Origin of the sequence: Hydrogenoanaerobacterium saccharovorans, assembly GCF_016901815.1 — a bacterium.
In the GTDB taxonomy this organism is placed as follows: Bacteria; Bacillota; Clostridia; order Oscillospirales; family Ruminococcaceae; genus Avimicrobium; species Avimicrobium caecorum.
The window spans coordinates 88,902-106,505 of the sequence record NZ_JACSNR010000005.1 but is presented as its reverse complement, the minus strand read 5'-3'; the positions used below and the strand labels follow the sequence as shown (position 1 = coordinate 106,505).

Sequence of the window (17,604 nt, the reverse complement as noted above, 5' to 3'; positions counted from 1 at the left end):
CGATTGGGGTTATGGCTGCGGTCAGTCAGCTGTCAGTGTGCGGAGCAGCCCCTCGCAGCCCTCGAGAATATCCGTCCAGGCTGTATCGAAATCCCCCGAGTACCAGGGGTCGGCAACCTCTCCCGGACGGCCGGTATAATCCATGAGCAGGTGGATTTTGCCGTCGGGGTCGCCGCCGCAGATCTGCTGCATCCGGCGCAGGTTTGCCCGATCCATGCCGATGAGCAGATCCCAGCGTCTGTAATCCTCCCATCGCAGCTGCCGGGCTGTTTTGCCGGAACAGCCGATCCCATGCTCTGCCAGCTTGCGCCGTGCCGGCGGATAGACCGGGTTCCCGATCTCCTCAGTACTGGTTGCGGCGGATGCTATTTCGAACTGGCTGGAAAGTCCAGCCTTCAGCACCAGGTCTTTCATTATAAACTCAGCCATCGGACTGCGGCATATATTGCCGTGGCACACAAATAATACCCGAATCACAGCGGTAAATCACCTCATTTTCTTTATTTTTTATTATAACACAACCACTGGTCCCGGCAAAAGCCCCGGGCTTCTCCCACAGATGCTGCACTCCGCTGGTATATTTCCCCGGCGATGGATAGACCATACCCCAAGCGCCCTGCAAAGCCGCTTTATTTGGGGTAATACAACGCCCACTGTTATAAAACTATGAAGCATCACCGGATAGTCCGGCGAAAAAACATGTTTCCCATCGTGCCACGGCTTCCTGAGCTGAGATGGCACTCTTGCAAGGCTCGGCAGAACGCTTCTCTGCCCTTTCTCTTTTCGCACAAAAAGAGAGGGGATCTCTCCCCTCTCTTTGACAACAGATGTTCAGACCAGACCCTTTTCCACCAGGAATTCATGTGCCACTTCCTGGGTGGTCATGCCCTCCACATCCACCTTGTAGTTCATCTCCCGCATCTCCTCGGTGGAGATGGCATTGTCCAGCAGCGGCAGAACCTCCCGCAGTTCCGGATACCGCTCATAGACATCGCCCCGGATCACATTGACGCACTGATACGGCGGGAAGAATTCCATGTCGTCCTCCAGGCAGTGCAGCCCGGATTTCATCAGCAGCGCATCGGTTTCATAGGCATCGGTCACTTCCACTTCGCCCGAAAGGATTGCCTGATACCGCACATTGCCATCCAGACCCCGCTCCTCCTTGAACTGAACGCCATGTTCTGCCTTGAGCTTGGGCAGCAGATCCTCCCGGATCAGGAAGGAAGTTGTGGCGCCCAGCCGCAGCGACGGCGCCTGCTGCACCAGCTGGGACAGAGTGGTGAGGCCATAGGTCCGGGCTGTCTCCTCGGTCACAGCCAGCACATAGGTGTTGCTGAATCCCAGCGGCTCCGATACCTCAAAGCCGAACTGCTCCTTCATGCCGGTCCGGACATTCTCATAGACCCGTTCCGGATTGGTATCCATGGGCAGATGCAGCACCTGCGGCGCCAGCATGCCGGTATAGTCGGTCACCATATCAATGGAGCCATTTTCCAGCGCCGGCATGGTGATCATCAGGCCGTTGAGGTTGTATACCCGCTCCACCGGGATATCGGTCCTGGTCTCGATGAGCTCCACATAGATGTCCCCGAGGATCATGCCCTCGGTAAAGTTCTGAGCGCCGACCAGCAGCCGGTTCTCATCCTTGGAAAGGCTGCGGACCAGCGAGCTGACCGATGGAACGATCAGCAGCACAGCACACAGGGCCAATGCCACAGCCTGACGGACCAGACGCTTGCGCCGGGGCATATAGACGATCTTATCCGCGGGCTTGAGTCCTTCGGGGGTGATGGCTTTTTCCACCTTGCCCAGCACAAAATCCACAGCCAGCGCCAGCAGACAGGCCGGGATTGCGCCCAGCAGCACCAGGTTGGCGTCGTTGGCGTTGAGACCCATATTGATCATCCAGCCCAGGCCTCCTGCGCCGGCAAAGGCAGCGATGGTAACGGTACCCACCGCGGTAACTGCTGAAATGCGGATACCAGCCATAATAAACGGCAGAGCCAGCGGGAGCTGGATGCGCAGCAGCTGCTGGGTTTTGGAAAGGCCGATGCCGCTGGCAGCCTCCAGCAGTTTGGGGTCAATGCCGGTGATGCCGGTATAGGTATTCTTGATGATGGGCAGCAGGGCATAGATCACTACCATGATAATGGCAGGCTTCTGACCGATGCCCACAAAGGGTACCATAAAGGCCAGCAGACCGATGCTGGGAATGGACTGCATGAGGTTGGCAATGCCGATGACAATGGCAGCAGCCTTGTCATTCTTTGTAATGGCGATACCGATGAGACCGCCGACAATCAGGGAGGCCAGCACTGCCAGTGAGGTCATTTCCATGTGTTCGATGGTCAGTTCCAGCAGTTCTCCCCGGCGTTCCATGAATTGGGTAAGAAATTCACTCATAGCTTTACTCCTCCACACCTTCGGTGCTGTCACGGCGGTACCGCTTGCTCAGAGTAGCCAGCAGACCGCTCTTGGTCAGACCGCCCAGCAGTTCATTTTCATGGTTGACTACCGGGATAATGCCACTGGCATCATAATCCACTGTATCGATGATCTCCTGCAGGGAGGTGTCCGCGTAGACCGAGATATAATCCTGTGTGATATATTCCTCCAGCGATGCAGAATAGTCCTTTACCTCCTGCAGGTTCTTCAGCCAGATAATGCCCTCCAGACGGTGTTCCCGTCCGCTGGTCACCAGCAGTGAATCCACCGTATTGTGCCGCATGATCTGCAGTGCCTGCAGAACAGTGCGGTTCTTGGAAATATGGATCACTGCCTTTTTCATGATGTCCTCTGCATGGATATAGGCCGGATTGCCCCACAGCCGGTTCTTGCCCACAAACTCCTCCACATACGCATTGGCCGGACGCTTGAGGATCTCTTCCGGACGGTCAAACTGGGCGATCTGTCCATTCTGGATAATACAGATGCGGTCCGCCATCTTGATGGCTTCGTCCATATCATGGGTGACAAACACGATGGTCTTATGAAAACGCTTCTGCAGCTTGACAACTTCATTCTGCAGTTCTCCCCGGGTCACCGGGTCCAGGGCGGAAAAGGGTTCGTCCATGAGGATAATATCCGGATTGGCAGAAAAGGCACGGGCAACTCCCACACGCTGTTTCTGTCCGCCGGAGAGCTGTGCCGGAAAACTGTTGCGGAAGGTATCCGGGTCCAGGTTTACCATCTCCAGCACTTCATCCACCCGGGCCGGAATCTTTTCGGACGGCATACCCACTGTTTCCAGCAGCAGACTGATATTCTCCTCCACAGTCAGGTGCGGGAAAAGGCCGCCGTCCTGGATCACATAACCGATCCGGCGGCGCAGGGCAATATCCGGGATATCCCGGATGGAAACCCCATCGATGAGAAGGTCCCCTCCAGCCAGGGATGTGAGCTTGTTGATGGTTTTGAGCAGAGTTGTCTTGCCGCAGCCGGAGGAGCCGATCAGCACGACAAACTCGCCGGACTGGATGGTCATATTGATGTCGGTGAGGACTTTGTGGTCCTTGTAGCTCTGGGAAACATTCCGAAATTCAATCATCTGTCCGTTCCTCCTTGAAAGATGTTTTCCAGATGCAGTCCCGGTTTTCTGTGAACTGCATCCGGAGGTTCCCTTCCCCTACATTATACCAGAATTTTCCGATTCTGTACGCAAAAATCACAAAATATATCTGTATTTTTAACAGTATTTTATCTAATTTTTAGAAAAACAATCTGATTTGCCCAACTTTAGAGTTCCTGCAAATTCAGCGGGAACAGGATTTTCATCAGGGCCCGTTCCGAATTCCTGACACTGTCCGCACCGAAATAGCGCCGGCGTCCCTGACCATCACAGAGCATGAACCTCCGCTGATCCGCCTGAATGGAATATCCCAGCCGCTTCATCGCTTCGTACAGGGACAGCTCCCATTCGATCCGGTTTTCCAGAATCCGGCGGGCAATGGCATCATACAGCCACTGGAATTCCACGCACTCCCGGTCCTCTGCCAAAAACGCCATCCACAGACGCACCTTCTGTTCCAGGCTCAGCGCCGCCAGACATGCTTCGGCTTCGGGGCATTTGAAAACGCTCTCATAACAGTACAGTCCCGGTTCCGGCAGTTCCCTGCCGCTCTCCCCGCCCAGACTGTCCCCGCATTTCCATTCTACTACCGCCAGTCCCCGTTTCCAGTCCATGGCCTGCAGCAGCTGCTGCACTGCCTCCGCTTCATGGGAACTGCCGCAGGTCAGGCACAGGCAAAGCGACTGGATCGTTTCAGCCTGCCGTCCGGACAGGGTCGATTCCCTTATCCAGCACTGTGCCTCTTCCCGGGCAAACCGGTACCAGACAGTTTCCTGAGAACAGGGCTCTGTCCCATACAGATCCGCCTTCCAGCGCGGCGAGAGATCTGCCAGGGCGCTGCCGAACATCTGGCAGAGGTCCTCCCCTGTGCAGGCGCAGTCCCGGAAAAGCAGGCAGACTGTGCTTCCACTCTCCGTATCCCGGCTGACGATGGGAGCTGCCTTCAGCCAGTGCTGCAGCTCATACAGCACGGTCAGCAGCATGCGCACCGTGGGGTTCACCGCCGGACTATCCAGTTGGATGCAGTTTGCAGGCTGATAGACATGCAGCTCTTTCATCGCACTTCTCTCCTTTCAGCGGTTCAGCAAACGCCCATTTCCTGCGCCAGCTCCAGATTGACCCGAAGCACATTGACCGTCTCCTCGCCAAAGATCCCCAGGAGCTTGCCTTCGGTGTTGTTTCCGATGATCTCCCGCACCTTTTCCTCACTCAGGCCGGAAGCCGCTGCAATCCGGGGCACCTGTACCTCAGCGGCAGCCGGGGAGATATGCGGGTCCAGTCCGGAACCGGAAGCGGTCAGCAGATCGGTGGGAATATTCTCTGCCTTCACAGTCGGGTTCTTCTCCAGGAAATCGGCGAGATCCTGCTCCACCCGCTCGGTCAGAGCCGGATTGGTGGGCGCATAGTTCTCGGAGCCGGAAGCAAGACCGGCAAATTCACTGCCGTCCAGATAGAACCGGCTGCCATTCTCATCTTCTGTATAGACATTGTAGTGATAAGCCGAGGGACGGCTCCAGAGATAGCAGTCGCTGACAAACTCCTGCCCCACATGTTCAGAGCCGAGGGTCTGACCGTTGACTGTGAGCAGGCTGCCATTTGCCTGCCAGGGGAACAGCACCCCCGACAGCCCTGTAAGCAGGCAGGGATAAGCAAAACCACAGATCAGCATCAGTACCAGGGCAACTGATACCGACTGCCGGGCCGATCTGAGAAAATCTCTTACTGTATCACGCATGAAAAATCCGCACCTTTCTTACAGCCCCAGGCCCAGGGCAAGAAGCACCGGGTGAAGCAGGGTATCGATGAGTTTGATTCCCACAAAGGGAGTGATCACGCCGCCCAGACCATAGATGAGCATATTCCGGGCCAGCAGCCGTCCCGAGGACATGGGGCGGTATTTGACGCCCTTCATTGCCAGCGGGATCAGGCAGGGAATGATAATGGCATTGAACACCAGAGCCGAAAGCACTGCGCTGTCCGGAGAGGACAGTCCCATGATATTCAGCACTCCCAGCTGGGGGATTGCCGCCATGAAGATCGCCGGGATAATGGCAAAGTACTTGGCAATATCATTGGCAATGGAGAAGGTGGTCAGGCTGCCGCGTGTGATGAGCAGCTGCTTGCCGATCTCCACCACTTCCAGGATCTTGGTGGGGTCGGAATCCAGATCCACCATATTGGCAGCTTCCTTGGCTGCGGTGGTGCCGCTGTTCATTGCCAGGCCCACATTGGCCTGGGCCAGTGCCGGAGCGTCGTTGGTGCCGTCACCGGTCATGGCAACGATCTTGCCCTCAGCCTGTTCCTTCTTGATGACAGCGATCTTATCCTCAGGCTTGCATTCCGCCACAAAGCCATCCACGCCGGCTTCCCGGGCAATGGTCGCAGCGGTAAGCGGATTATCACCGGTGCACATGATTGTCTTGATACCGATGGCACGCAGCCGCTCAAAGCGCTCCTGCATTCCCGGCTTGACAGTATCCTTCAGGTAGATGACACCCAGAATCTGATCGTTTTCACAGACAACCAGCGGTGTACCGCCCATACCGGCAACCTGATTGACCAGCTCATGCAGGTCGGAGGGGATCTTGCCTCCCTGGGCTGTGACATACTGTTCAATGGCCTCCGAGGCGCCCTTGCGCACCCGGGTTCCATCGGGCAGATCCAGACCGCTCATACGGGTCTGCGCTGTAAACTCATGGAACTGGACCTGATCCGGAGCGGTGGTCTGGTCGCCGAGCCGGCGTGCCAGTTCCAGGGTGGATTTGCCCTCGGGGGTTTCGTCACGCAGGCTGGTCAGAGCGGCACAGCGGATCAGTTCAGAACGGCTGGCCCCGGATACCGGCATGAAATCCGCCGCCAGACGATTGCCGAAGGTGATGGTTCCGGTCTTATCCAGAATCATGGTGTCCACATCACCGCAGGCTTCCACTGCCTTGCCGGACATGGCAATGACATTGAAGCGTGTAACACGGTCCATACCCGCAATGCCGATAGCGGACAGCAGACCGCCGATGGTGGTAGGGATCAGGCAGACTGTCAGCGCAATCAGGGTGGAGATGCGCAGCTGTACGCCCACATAGGCGGCAATGGGATACAGTGTGACGATCACAATCAGGAAGATGATGGTGAGCGAGAGCAGCAGGGTATTCAGAGCGATCTCATTGGGGGACTTTTTTCTGGAGGCGCCTTCCACCAGAGCGATCATGCGGTCAAGGAAGCTGTTGCCGGGATCGGAGGTGATGCGGATCTTGAGCCAGTCGGATACAACGGTGGTGCCGCCGGTGACCGAGCAGAAATCTCCGCCCGACTCCCGGACAACCGGAGCGGATTCACCTGTGATGGCGGACTCATCCACCGAGGCGATGCCCTCAATGACCTCGCCGTCACCGGGGATAATCTCACCGGCGGAAACCAGGACAATATCGTCCTTCTTCAGCTCACTGGAGAGAATCACGGTTTCACTGCCGTCCTCTGCCAGGCGGCGGGCTTTGGTATCCTTCTGGGTCTTTTTCAGACTGGCTGCCTGCGCCTTGCCCCGTCCTTCGGCAATCGACTCGGCAAAATTGGCAAACAGCACGGTGACAAACAGAACCGCCGAAACGATTGCGTTATATGTACGCAGGCTGGCTCCGGTATCTCCAAACAGTCCCGGGAACACCGAGAGGATCAGTGTGATGAAGAAGCCGATCTCGACTACAAACATGACCGGGTTTTTCGTCATATACAGCGGATTGAGTTTTATAAAGGAACCGATGACTGCCTGCCGGAGCATCCCGGGAGTCATCTGTTTCTGATTTTTTCTGCTCATGATAACTACTCCTCCTCAGGCCCACAGAGTAAGCTGTTCTGCGATGGGCCCCAGCGCCAGCACCGGGAAAAAGGTCAGCGCCGCAAAGATATAAACCACAAATACCAGGATCACAGCAAATCCGATTCCGTCGGTATGCAGTGTGCCGGTTGTTTCATTGACAAACCGCTTCTTCATCAGGGAGCCCGCTACTGCCAGCTGAAGCACCATGGGCAGATACCGCCCCAGGAACATGACAGCGCCTGTTGTGATATTCCAGAAGAAGCTGTTATCAGCCAGGCCCTCAAAGCCGGAACCGTTATTGGCTGCCGAAGAAGCATATTCATACAGCACCTGGGTCAGGCCATGGTATCCGGGATTGGTGATCCCTGCCAGGCCAGCCGGGACAGTTACTGCCAGTGCGGTAAAGGACAGGATCAGCAGCGGATGAATGATGATGCACAGGGCTACCAGCTTCATCTCACGCCCCTCAACCTTCTTGCCGAGATATTCCGGGGTCCGTCCGATCATCAGGCCGCAGATGAACACAGCCAGAATGGCATACATGATCATGTTCATCAGACCCACGCCCTTGCCGCCGAATACCACATTGAGCATCATGTGCAGCAGCGGAACCATGCCGCCCAGCGGGGTGAGGGTATCATGCATATTGTTGACGGTACCTGTGGTAAAGGAAGCTGTCACAGCTGTGAACAGCGAAGACTGCGCGGTGCCGAACCGTACCTCCTTGCCCTCCATACTGCCCATGGACTGGCTCAGTCCCAGATCGGACAGCAGAGGGTTGCCCTGGCTTTCCGCCCAGAAGCAGACCGCCAGGCCGATGAGGAACAGAATCCCCATGGCGGCAAAGATGCTGCGGCCCTCTTTTCCGAAGAACCGGGCAGTCAGGCTCTGGCGCACCGGCTGGGGAACTGTGCTGCCGGTGCCGGGCTCTGTGCGGCGGTCATGCACCATTCTGCCGAAGGTGACAACGCAGGCGCCGGGCAGGAGCATCATCGACCAGAGCTCGATGAGATTGGTGAGAATGGTGGGGTTTTCGATGGGGGTAGAAGAGTTGGCTCCCAGGAAGCCGCCGCCATTGGTGCCGAGGTGCTTGATGCTCTCCAGCGCCGCTACCGGACCGGTGGCAATGATCTGGCGTGCGCCCTCCACTGTATCCACCACGATATTCCCGGAGAAATTCTGGGGAACGCCCTGCCATACCAGCAGCAGTCCTGTGAGAATGGAGAAGGGCAGCAGCACCCGGGTGATAATACGCACCAGATCGCTGTAAAAGTTGCCCACCTGATCGGAGGTCCTGCCAGCCAGGCCCCGGATAAAGGCGATACAGGCCGCATAGCCGCTGGCTGCCGATACAAACATCATAAAGATGATAACCAGCATCTGCGAGAGATAGGAAAGCCCCGTTTCACCGGCGTAATGCTGCAGGTTTGTATTGGTCATAAAGCTGATGATTGTATTGAATGAGAGCGATGGGTCCATGCTTCCGATCCCATTGGGATTGAGAAACAGCAGGCTCTGGAGGCGCAGGATCAGGTATCCCAGCAGGATCATCACAAGGTTGGTGCCCACCAGGGTACCGGCATAGCGTTTCCAGTCCATGGAGCGCTCGGGGTTTACACCGCAGAGCTTATAGATCGCGTGATCCACCCGGTCCATAACCGGATCGGCAAAGGTATGCTTCCCTGCCGCGATCCGGTAGACATAGTTTCCCACCGGAATCAGCGGCAAAAGATAAAGAATCAGTGTCAGAACAATCTGAAGCACAAAGGCTTCCCCCTTCCGGATTCAGAAATTCTCCGGGTGTACCAGTGCATAAAACAGGTATCCCCCCAGGAGCAGTACAATTATTCCAAGTACGATCATTCCATGTTCCTCCCTATTCGGTCCGGCTGACCTGCCGGTGACACCAGTTCAGCAGAACCAGTACCAGTCCGGCACAGCCAGCCAGCAATCCAGCCATTAACAGATCCATCATAGCGATCTCCTCCTTTATTTCCATGCAACCATTGTAGCAGGTTTGCCGTGAAGCCGGTCTTAGCGTTTCAGGCAGGATGTTAAAACCGTATAAAGGAAAATCCATAGAAAAAAGCCGCCCTGCAAATACAGGACGGCTGAATGAAACAGGATTCTGACCCTACTGACGGATCATGCGATACCCCACTCCGATATGGGTCTGGATATAGCGGGGAGCAGAGGGGTCCTTTTCAATTTTCTTGCGCAGCGTAGCCATAAAGACCCGCAGCGAAGGGGTATCGGAAGCCAGGGCACTGCCCCAGACTTCCTTGAGAATATAGTTGTGGGTGAGCACTTTGCCGGTATTCCGGGCCAGCACACAGAGCAGTTTATACTCGATGGGGGTCAGGTGGATTTCCTCCCCATCCAGATATACACAGCCGGCTGCATAGTCAATGGTCAGGCTGCCGTTGTGATAGACTGCCGTATTCTGCTGGGCTGTGCCATAATCCGCACGGCTCCGTCTGAGGGCAGCACGCAGGCGGGCCAGCAGCTCATCAATGCTGAATGGCTTGGTCAGATAATCATCGGCACCGGCATCCAGTGCCTCCACCTTATCCTGATCCTCACTCCGGGCGCTGACGACGATGATCGGCATCTCGCTCCATCCACGGATCTTGCGGATAATATCCACGCCGTCCATATCCGGAAGCCCCAGGTCCAGTATAATGACATCCGGATTGTAGGAGACGGCATCCAGCAGGGCTCCGGACCCGGTTCGGGCTGTATGGTACTGATATTCCTGTGTATCCAGGGTAGTGCGCATCAGATTGGTGATGGCAGGATCATCTTCCACCACCAGAATTTTCGGTTTATACATGTTGAATCTTCACTTCCTCCAACGGCAATGTAAAGGTGAATATCGATCCCTGGGGACGGTTATCCGAAACCGTGATGCTTCCTCCATGGGCATTGACTATGGAACGGCAGAGATTGAGTCCCAGTCCCAGACCCCGGCGGCTGTCGGCCTTGCCATGTTCGGCAGTATAGAACAGATCAAACAGATGCTCCTTGGCCTCGTCTGAAATACCCGGGCCGTCATCCGCAACCGAGATCACTGCCATATTCTCTTCCCGCCGCCCGGACAGGGTGATATTGGAACCTTTCTGTGTATATTTTACAGCATTATTGATGAGATTGATAATCACCTGCACAATCAGACGGGCATCCATCCGGGCCATCAGGAGATCATCTTCCAGTTCCATATGGATCTGGTGCTCACTCGACTGGCGATCAATATGGGCCAGCGCCTCATGGAATACATCGTCGAGCAGTTCCGCCTCCATCTGCAGATGGACTGTTCCGTTCTCGATCCGGGTGATCGAAAGCAGGTTTTCGGTGAGATTGATCAGCCACATGGCATCGTCATAGATCGAGGCGTAGATCTGCTGTTTCTTCTCCTCGCTGAGCTGGATGCTCTTTTCCATCAGCACGCCTGCATTGCCGCTGATGCTGGTGAGCGGGGTGCGCAGGTCATGGGAGATGGCCCGGAGCAGATTCGAACGCAGCCGCTCCTGACGGGTCTCCAGTTCAATGGCCTGCTTTTCCTTCTGGAGCTTGCGCCGCTCCAATATCAGACCGCATTCATTCAGAATGGCGATGAGGACATTCTTCTCAAAGACTTCCAGCGGAGGCCAGTTCCGGACCGGGATCGCCACAATCCCCATGACGCCCAGATTTCCGCGCACCGACAGATAGAGGTTCTGGGCCTGCCGGAGTGTATCAGTGCCGGCACCAGCCCGCTTGTTGTTTCTGATAACCCAGTTCGCCACGCCCTTTTCTTCCAGGGTCAGGGAAGCGAGCATTCCCGCTTCCTCCGCCGGGGTCACACGGAATTCCGGCTCCTGATCCGGAACTGCCAGCGCATACAGCACCGGGCGGTCCAGCAGCGACTGGATCTGCTCTGCGGCAACCCGGATGATCTCCCATTCGTCCCGCCCCTGCTGCAGTTTCTGGTTGCAGTTCATGAGCAGCTCCATATAATAAGCCTTCTGTGCCGACTGCCTGGCCTGTTTTTTCACACGGGTCGCCAGACTGCTCGAAAGCATGCTGACAAGCAGCATAATAAAGAAAGTAACCGGGTAATCGGGGTCATCGGCTGCCAGGGTAAACCGCGGCACTGTGAAGAGGAAGTTGAATTCGATCACACTGAGCAGCGAGGCCAGCGCCCCATAGAAGTGACCGGGTGTCCAGACAGCGGCGATCAGCACGCCAAGCAGATAGACGGTGATAATATTGGCTTCCCGGAGCCCGAGATTGTAAAACCCCAGATTGATCAGCGATGCCGCACTGGTAATCAGCAGCACCTTGAGGATGTCCAGTAGATGGACCGGCTGGGTTTGACGGGGCTTGTGCATCCACTTTCTGTGGTAAATGGGCTGATTATCCGGGATAATATAGACATCAATATCCCCCGCCAGACGGGTGAGCTGATCCACCAGGGTACGGCTTTTGAGCAGCGGAGATGCCTTGTGATTGGTGCGGCCGATCACAATCTTGGTGATGCCGCTGACCCGGGCATATTCCGCAATCTGTGCAGCCGGGTCATCGCCATATACAGTGGCAATCTGCGCACCCAGCTGTTCTGCCAGCCGCAGATTATCCCGCAGCCGCCGGAGATTTTCGCCGGTGAGCTCCCGGGTTTCGGGCGTTTCCACAAACAGGGCTGTAAAACCGCTGTGGAACGCCTCTGCCATCCGGGCAGCTGTGCGCAGCACCTTGGGATTGGAAGGCGAACTGGACAGGCACACCAGAATATGTTCCCCTGCCTTGGCAGCTGTTTCACTGCCCCGCTTCTGGGCATTCCTGCTCAGCCGGTCTGCTGTCCGGCGCAGCGCGATCTCCCGCAGTGCCGCCAGATTATCCCGGACAAAGAAGTGATCCAGCGCCCGGGAAGCCTGATGCTTCTGATAGACCTTGCCGGACTGAAGCCGGGCAATCAGGTCATCCGGTTCAATATCCACCAGCTCCACCTGATCTGCTGAGTCAAATACCGAATCGGGAATCCGCTCGTTTACCGAAATCTGCGTAATCGAAGCGACCAGATCATGCAGTGACTCCAGATGCTGCACATTGACTGTGGTATAGACATCGATGCCTGCATGGAGCAGCTCTTCCACATCCTGATACCGTTTGAGATGCCGGCTGCCGGCAGCATTGCTGTGCGCCAGCTCATCCACCAGAATCAGCTGAGGACGGCGCTCCAGTGCCGCATCAATATCAAATTCCCGCAGCTCAATGCCCCGGTACTCCACGGTGCGGGTGGGCAGCTGTTCCAGTCCATCCAGCAGTGCCAGCGTATCCGGACGGGTATGCCGCTCGATGTATCCCACCACCACATCCACGCCCTGCTTCTGTGCCAGATGGGCAGCTTCCAGCATGGCATATGTCTTGCCGACTCCCGCCGCATATCCAAAGAAGATCTTCAGCCGGCCCTGCCTGCCTTTCTGCTGTGCTTGTGCATCGTACATATCAGTCACCCCTCTCATTCCACACTGACTCCATTATAACAAATTTTTACTTGCCGGGATATTAAAATGCTCTTCCCGGTATTAAGATCGCATTAAGATTTATCCGTCATTTATCAGGTCTTAATTTCCGGAGAAAAGCCCTAACACCCTCTTTTTGGAAAAAGGGCTATACTGATGGCAGATCAATCGGAAAGGATGTTTGATGATGAAACGCATATTCCGCTTTGCAGCCAAGCCTGATGTATATGTGGACCCGACCTGGGGTGATCCCGACCGTCTGCCTGAAAACAGCCAGTCCCCCGACTCCGCCCCAGTCCCCACCGCACAGCTGCTGGACCATCCTCTGGAACTGCGTCTGCTGATTCTGATCGGAGTTCCCATAGCGATCCTGCTTGCGGTATGTGCCGCCTCAGCCCTGTTCGGCGGAATCTGTCTGGCACTCCTGGGTCTGTAATACATCTTCTCTCTCCGACCGCACCCTGAACAGCAGACAGCGCCGGCAGGGAAAGAGCGCCGCATGCCGGTCTGGCAGAAACCCCGGATCATTTTCCGAACTGCCAGATACCTGAAAGCCGCAAAGCCAAAATTTCATCGGACCTCAAATTGCAAAAAGGCCGGACACGCTCTCAGGCGCATCCGGTCTTTTTTGCTATGCTGTATGAATACTCTCTGCCGGCGGAGGAGCCGGGGAAAGCCTTGCTTTCCAATCAGTCTGCCTGCTTTGTCTTGGCAATGACGATCTCACGCACACAGACCTCCTGCGGCATCTGGTAGGCAAACCAGGCACAGTCCGCAATCTGGGAAGGCTCCAGACCTCCATCGATCTCCTGCTTCCAGAGGTTGTAGTTATCCTTGATCTCCTGGTTGGAGGTATGCGAAAGGAGCGGGGTTTCCACAACACCCGGAGCAATGACGATCATCCGCACATTGCTGCCGGAAACCTCCCGGCGCATACTTTCGGTCATGGCATGCACGGCATATTTGGTTCCGCAGTATACCGAGTGGTTATCAAATGTCTTTCTGCCCGCAATGGAGCCGATATTGATGATGGTGCCCTCATTGCGCGCAATCATATCCGACAGCACTGCCTTGGTGCCGGTCAGCACACCCTTGACATTGACATCGATCATCCGGCTCCACTCGTCAAAGTCCTGTTCTGCGGGGTATCCCAGCAGCATCAGACCGGCGCAGTTAATCAGCAGATCGGTCTTTCCATAGAGTTCCTCAGCCTCTCGAACCGCAGACTGCATGGCTTCCAGATCGGTAACATCCACACTGCGGCAGAGACTGTTGGGAAGGTTCAGTTCCTCCATCACTTCCCTTCTCCGGGCCAGCATCAGAACCGGATGTCCCTCCGCCGAAAACCGTCTGGCAAGTTCCATTCCGATTCCCGAGCTGGCACCTGTTATAACTACCAGTTTTTTCACTGCAAATCTCTCCTCTCTTATCGCGCAATCTTCTCACAGGCGTCCTGGAGCTGAGCCAGAATTCCTTCCTGCTGCATCACTTCGCCGTGCTCGTATGCCGCAAATGCCAGCGAGAAAGCCATATCCCAGTGCAGATACTCGGCAATACACCGGAACTGCTCATCAATCAGACGATACTGGGGATTGTCCAGGCCGTTTGCCCCTGTAACAACCACGCCGATCTTTTTCTTCATGGTCTTGAACTGGGAATCCTGGGAATAGAACTTATCCACCACCATTTTCAGCTGAGCCGACATGCCCCACCAGTAAACAGGTGTGCCGAAGATCACCGCATCCGCTTCCGCGATCTTGCGGATCACAGCATCCGACTCATCCGGACGCACACAATGTCCGCCATTTGCCTTACAGGCATCGCATGCCACACATCCGCTCAGCTGCATGGAGCAGATATCCAGAAGCTCCACTGTATGCTCCTGAGCCAGCATGGAATCCAGTGTACGGACCACCTTGCTGGTGTTTCCATGAAGTCTGGGACTTCCGTTCAGAATCAGAATTTTCATTTTCAGTTCTTCCTTTCTGTCAGTTTGTTATTGATTCAGCCAGTTGGCCCGTCTGTAATAGAAGAAGAATGCCACTGAACTGAGTGCCCATGTCAGCGGATAGACCGCATACACCATCAGAACACTATGAGTGAACGGGATGCTGACTGCAAGGAAAGCAACCCGGACCACACACCAGAAGGTCATCATAATCAGCATGGAAACCACAGCTTTGCCGGCTCCCCGGATCACAGAGGCAACCGAATGGGAATACGCCAGGAGGCAGTAAAACAGCGCTGCGGTCCGTGCCTTTTCCACGCCGAACTGTACAACAGCCGGAGTGGAATCAAATGCCGCGATCAGCTGGGGTGCAAACAGCATCACGATCACTCCGATCAGTTCCGCCATGACAACGGTTACCAGAATGCCAAACCGGGCTCCTTTCCGGGTGCGCTCGGTCTGTCCGGCGCCGAGATTCTGTCCCACGAATGTTGTCATCGCCATGGTAAAGCTGTTGATGGGCAGGAACGCAAAGCCTTCAATCTTGGTATAGGCGCCGTATCCCGCCATAGCCATTTCGCCAAAGGCGTTGATATAGGACTGTACCACCACATTGGCAAACGCAATAATCGAATTCTGAATACCCGAGGGAAGTCCGATCCGGATAATCCTCCCCAGCATCGGCAGGTCAAAGCGGATGCTGGAAAGGCGCAGCTGATAGCTCTCTTTGGTTCTGAGCAGCTGCACAAAACAGAGGATGGCGCTGAACACCTGTGAGATCACCGTAGCCAGTGCCGCACCGCTAACCCCGGTATGGAAAAATCCGATGAACAGAATATCCAGCACCAGATTGATGACCGATGAAGCCATCAGGTAATACAGCGGATGCTGGCTGTCGCCGACTGCCTGCAGAATGCCCACAAATACATTGTACAGAACAAATCCCAAAGACCCGGAGAAGTAAATCTGCAGATAGGAAATGGATTCAGGCATTACACTTTCAGGAGTTCCCATCCAGGCCAGGATCTGCGGCGAAAGCAGAATTCCCACGATGGTCATCAGAAGTCCTGCCGCTATGCCAAAGGCAACAGTGGTATGCACAGCACGCTGGATGTTGGGGACATCTTCCGCCCTGAAATACTGGGAAATAACCACACCGGCTCCCGCGGAGATGCCGCTCAGGAATCCAATCAGCATAAAAATAAGGCTGCCCGAAGAGCTGACAGCCGCCAGAGCGCTGCTGCCCAGGAAATTTCCTACAATCAGGGAATCGACTGTATTGTAGAGCTGCTGAAACAGATTGCCCAGTAAAAGCGGAAGAGCAAAGAACATCATCCGTTTACCGATCGAACCACTGGTCATAGGTTCAATGACCTTTTCCATGAAATACCTCTCCCATCACAACATGGAGTTGCATTATTGCAAAAATAGACTATACTGGTATTATATAGTTTCAAAATTAAGGCCACAAGTACGCACATTATTTGCATAGTGTGAAAAAATGTTCACTATTGGAGGACGAAAGCGATGGAAAAGATTATAGTGACATCGGAAATGGAAGTAACTTTGAAAATGATCGGCGGCAAATACAAGCCTTTGATCCTGGAAAGCCTGATCCGCAATGGCACCCAGCGTTTTGGTGAACTGATGCGTGCCATCACACAGGTATCCCAAAGGACACTGACCAATCAGCTGCGGGAACTGGAGGTTGATGGACTGATCCAGCGCACCGTATATGCGGAAGTACCGCCCAGAGTAGAATATTCCATCACTGAAAAAGGACGGTCGCTGGAGCACATTCTGGAACTCATGTGCGAATGGGGAGAAAAAAACATTGACGACCGGTTCATTATGACAAACCCACAATGCAATGACAACGACTCCTCACCGGAGAATGAATGATGCTCTTCCAACGGAGCTGTTTTCATCCGCACAAAAAAGCATCCGCCTGTTGGCTTCGAAGCAACAGACGGATGCTTTTTATTATGAATATTCCCGGGGACAGTGATTGGCAGGGATTTCAGCGGCTGCACCCCGGTTTGCAGCTTCTCAAATAGAACTCCTGTGTGCTGCAGCCTGCAGGAATGATGCCAAAAATCATGATGGCTGCTAGCACTATAATCATAACTCTTTTCTTCATTGGAATATACCTCACCTTTATGGGGAGGAACTTCTGCTGAAAGCACTCAGGTATCAGGATTGGTACCAGGCGGCGGCAAACTGCCATGGCGTTCAAAGGTAATGTACTCTGTGGGGAAATTCATCTCCTCTGCAAGGCGCAGCACTTCGGATTTGATCCTGTCAGCATCGCTGTCCTCATCTGCTTCCAGGAATACCAGAATACCTTCCCCCGCACCGCCATCAATCCGGACCGCACTGGCAGCAGTTCGATAAGGGCATTCCAAATCCGTGAGCGCTTCAGTGAGGGCTGCAACCTGTGCCTGAGAGCATTCAGCCGGCTGATAGATCACCTCCCGGCAGGGTGTGCCTGTGTAGGCCTCCACTGCCGCCCGAAGTGCTTCCTCGTCAATGGCACCGATGGTGAGAATTCCGTCTCCCGGATTCAGATAGGCATAGCTTTCAGCAGAGACTGTCTCCTCCAGATATTCCCGGAGAGCCCAGGCAGTCCGGAGGCGTTCTATTTCAGCCAGTTCTTCCGCTGTCATATCCGGATCGGTATCCGGGTTTTCCAGTACGACGGAATCTGGCGCTTCAGGAGCCAACTGGGAATTTCCAGAATCTGACGAAACAGCAGAATCGTCAGCTGTCTCAC

General features: G+C 55.0%; 16 protein-coding genes. 2 read left to right on the top strand and 14 right to left on the bottom strand.

All coding sequences use genetic code 11. The annotated features are described in order from the left end of the window. Positions 1 to 21: 21 nt before the first annotated feature. From H9X81_RS06265 to H9X81_RS06220, 10 genes are all read right to left on the bottom strand, one after another. The gene (locus H9X81_RS06265; protein ID WP_204720642.1) at positions 22 to 477 is read right to left on the bottom strand and encodes a low molecular weight phosphotyrosine protein phosphatase; all 456 of its coding nucleotides are present in this window, start codon (positions 475 to 477) and stop codon (positions 22 to 24) included. 354 nt (positions 478 to 831) lie between these two features. Continuing rightward, entirely contained in the window at positions 832 to 2,406 is a 1,575-nt protein-coding gene (locus H9X81_RS06260) for an ABC transporter permease/substrate-binding protein (RefSeq protein ID WP_204720640.1), read from the bottom strand. A gap of 4 nt (positions 2,407 to 2,410) precedes the next feature. After that, positions 2,411 to 3,550, bottom strand: a complete 1,140-nt coding sequence (locus H9X81_RS06255) for an ABC transporter ATP-binding protein (protein ID WP_204720638.1) — start codon at positions 3,548 to 3,550, stop codon at positions 2,411 to 2,413. A gap of 188 nt (positions 3,551 to 3,738) precedes the next feature. Then, complete coding sequence (locus H9X81_RS06250; RefSeq protein WP_204720636.1) at positions 3,739 to 4,629, bottom strand: hypothetical protein; 891 nt, start codon at positions 4,627 to 4,629, stop codon at positions 3,739 to 3,741. A 23-nt stretch (positions 4,630 to 4,652) separates the two neighbouring features. Then, positions 4,653 to 5,306, bottom strand: coding sequence for a potassium-transporting ATPase subunit KdpC (gene kdpC, locus H9X81_RS06245; protein ID WP_204720634.1), 654 nt, complete (start codon positions 5,304 to 5,306; stop codon positions 4,653 to 4,655). 18 nt (positions 5,307 to 5,324) lie between these two features. After that, positions 5,325 to 7,379 (bottom strand): potassium-transporting ATPase subunit KdpB, encoded by a 2,055-nt coding sequence (gene kdpB, locus H9X81_RS06240; RefSeq protein WP_204720632.1) that lies wholly within the window; start codon positions 7,377 to 7,379, stop codon positions 5,325 to 5,327. Positions 7,380 to 7,394: 15 nt separating this feature from the next. Then, complete coding sequence (locus H9X81_RS06235) at positions 7,395 to 9,146, bottom strand: potassium-transporting ATPase subunit KdpA (protein WP_204720630.1); 1,752 nt, start codon at positions 9,144 to 9,146, stop codon at positions 7,395 to 7,397. Positions 9,147 to 9,167: 21 nt separating this feature from the next. Then, positions 9,168 to 9,245 (bottom strand): K(+)-transporting ATPase subunit F, encoded by a 78-nt coding sequence (kdpF, locus tag H9X81_RS12090; protein ID WP_177502764.1) that lies wholly within the window; start codon positions 9,243 to 9,245, stop codon positions 9,168 to 9,170. 271 nt (positions 9,246 to 9,516) lie between these two features. Further along, a complete protein-coding gene (locus tag H9X81_RS06225; RefSeq protein ID WP_191392803.1) occupies positions 9,517 to 10,215 on the bottom strand; it encodes a response regulator in 699 nt (232 codons plus the stop codon). Next, the gene (locus H9X81_RS06220) at positions 10,208 to 12,865 is read right to left on the bottom strand and encodes a sensor histidine kinase (protein ID WP_243424046.1); all 2,658 of its coding nucleotides are present in this window, start codon (positions 12,863 to 12,865) and stop codon (positions 10,208 to 10,210) included. The genes H9X81_RS06225 and H9X81_RS06220 overlap by 8 nt, the downstream gene beginning before the upstream one ends. A gap of 202 nt (positions 12,866 to 13,067) precedes the next feature. Here H9X81_RS06220 and H9X81_RS06215 point away from each other — a divergent pair, with 202 nt between their 5' ends. Further along, entirely contained in the window at positions 13,068 to 13,319 is a 252-nt protein-coding gene (locus H9X81_RS06215) for a hypothetical protein (protein WP_204720626.1), read from the top strand. Positions 13,320 to 13,572: 253 nt separating this feature from the next. Here the strand turns inward: H9X81_RS06215 and H9X81_RS06210 are convergent, their stop codons facing one another. Genes H9X81_RS06210 through H9X81_RS06200 form a run of 3 tightly spaced genes read right to left on the bottom strand, consistent with a single transcriptional unit; the run spans position 13,573 to position 16,214 of the window. Further along, the gene (locus tag H9X81_RS06210; RefSeq protein WP_204720624.1) at positions 13,573 to 14,292 is read right to left on the bottom strand and encodes an SDR family NAD(P)-dependent oxidoreductase; all 720 of its coding nucleotides are present in this window, start codon (positions 14,290 to 14,292) and stop codon (positions 13,573 to 13,575) included. Positions 14,293 to 14,309: 17 nt separating this feature from the next. Further along, the gene (locus H9X81_RS06205) at positions 14,310 to 14,852 is read right to left on the bottom strand and encodes a flavodoxin family protein (protein WP_204720622.1); all 543 of its coding nucleotides are present in this window, start codon (positions 14,850 to 14,852) and stop codon (positions 14,310 to 14,312) included. A gap of 27 nt (positions 14,853 to 14,879) precedes the next feature. Then, positions 14,880 to 16,214: an MATE family efflux transporter gene (locus H9X81_RS06200; RefSeq protein WP_204720619.1), complete on the bottom strand. Its 1,335-nt coding sequence runs from the start codon at positions 16,212 to 16,214 to the stop codon at positions 14,880 to 14,882. Between the two features lie 144 nt (positions 16,215 to 16,358). Between H9X81_RS06200 and H9X81_RS06195 the strand changes: the two genes are divergently transcribed. After that, on the top strand, positions 16,359 to 16,733 hold the full coding sequence (locus H9X81_RS06195) for a winged helix-turn-helix transcriptional regulator (RefSeq protein ID WP_204720617.1): 375 nt from the start codon (positions 16,359 to 16,361) through the stop codon (positions 16,731 to 16,733). Positions 16,734 to 17,017: 284 nt separating this feature from the next. On the opposite strand, the gene H9X81_RS06190 is transcribed toward H9X81_RS06195, so the two are convergent. After that, on the bottom strand, positions 17,018 to 17,497 hold the full coding sequence (locus tag H9X81_RS06190; protein ID WP_204720616.1) for a hypothetical protein: 480 nt from the start codon (positions 17,495 to 17,497) through the stop codon (positions 17,018 to 17,020). Positions 17,498 to 17,604: the final 107 nt, after the last annotated feature.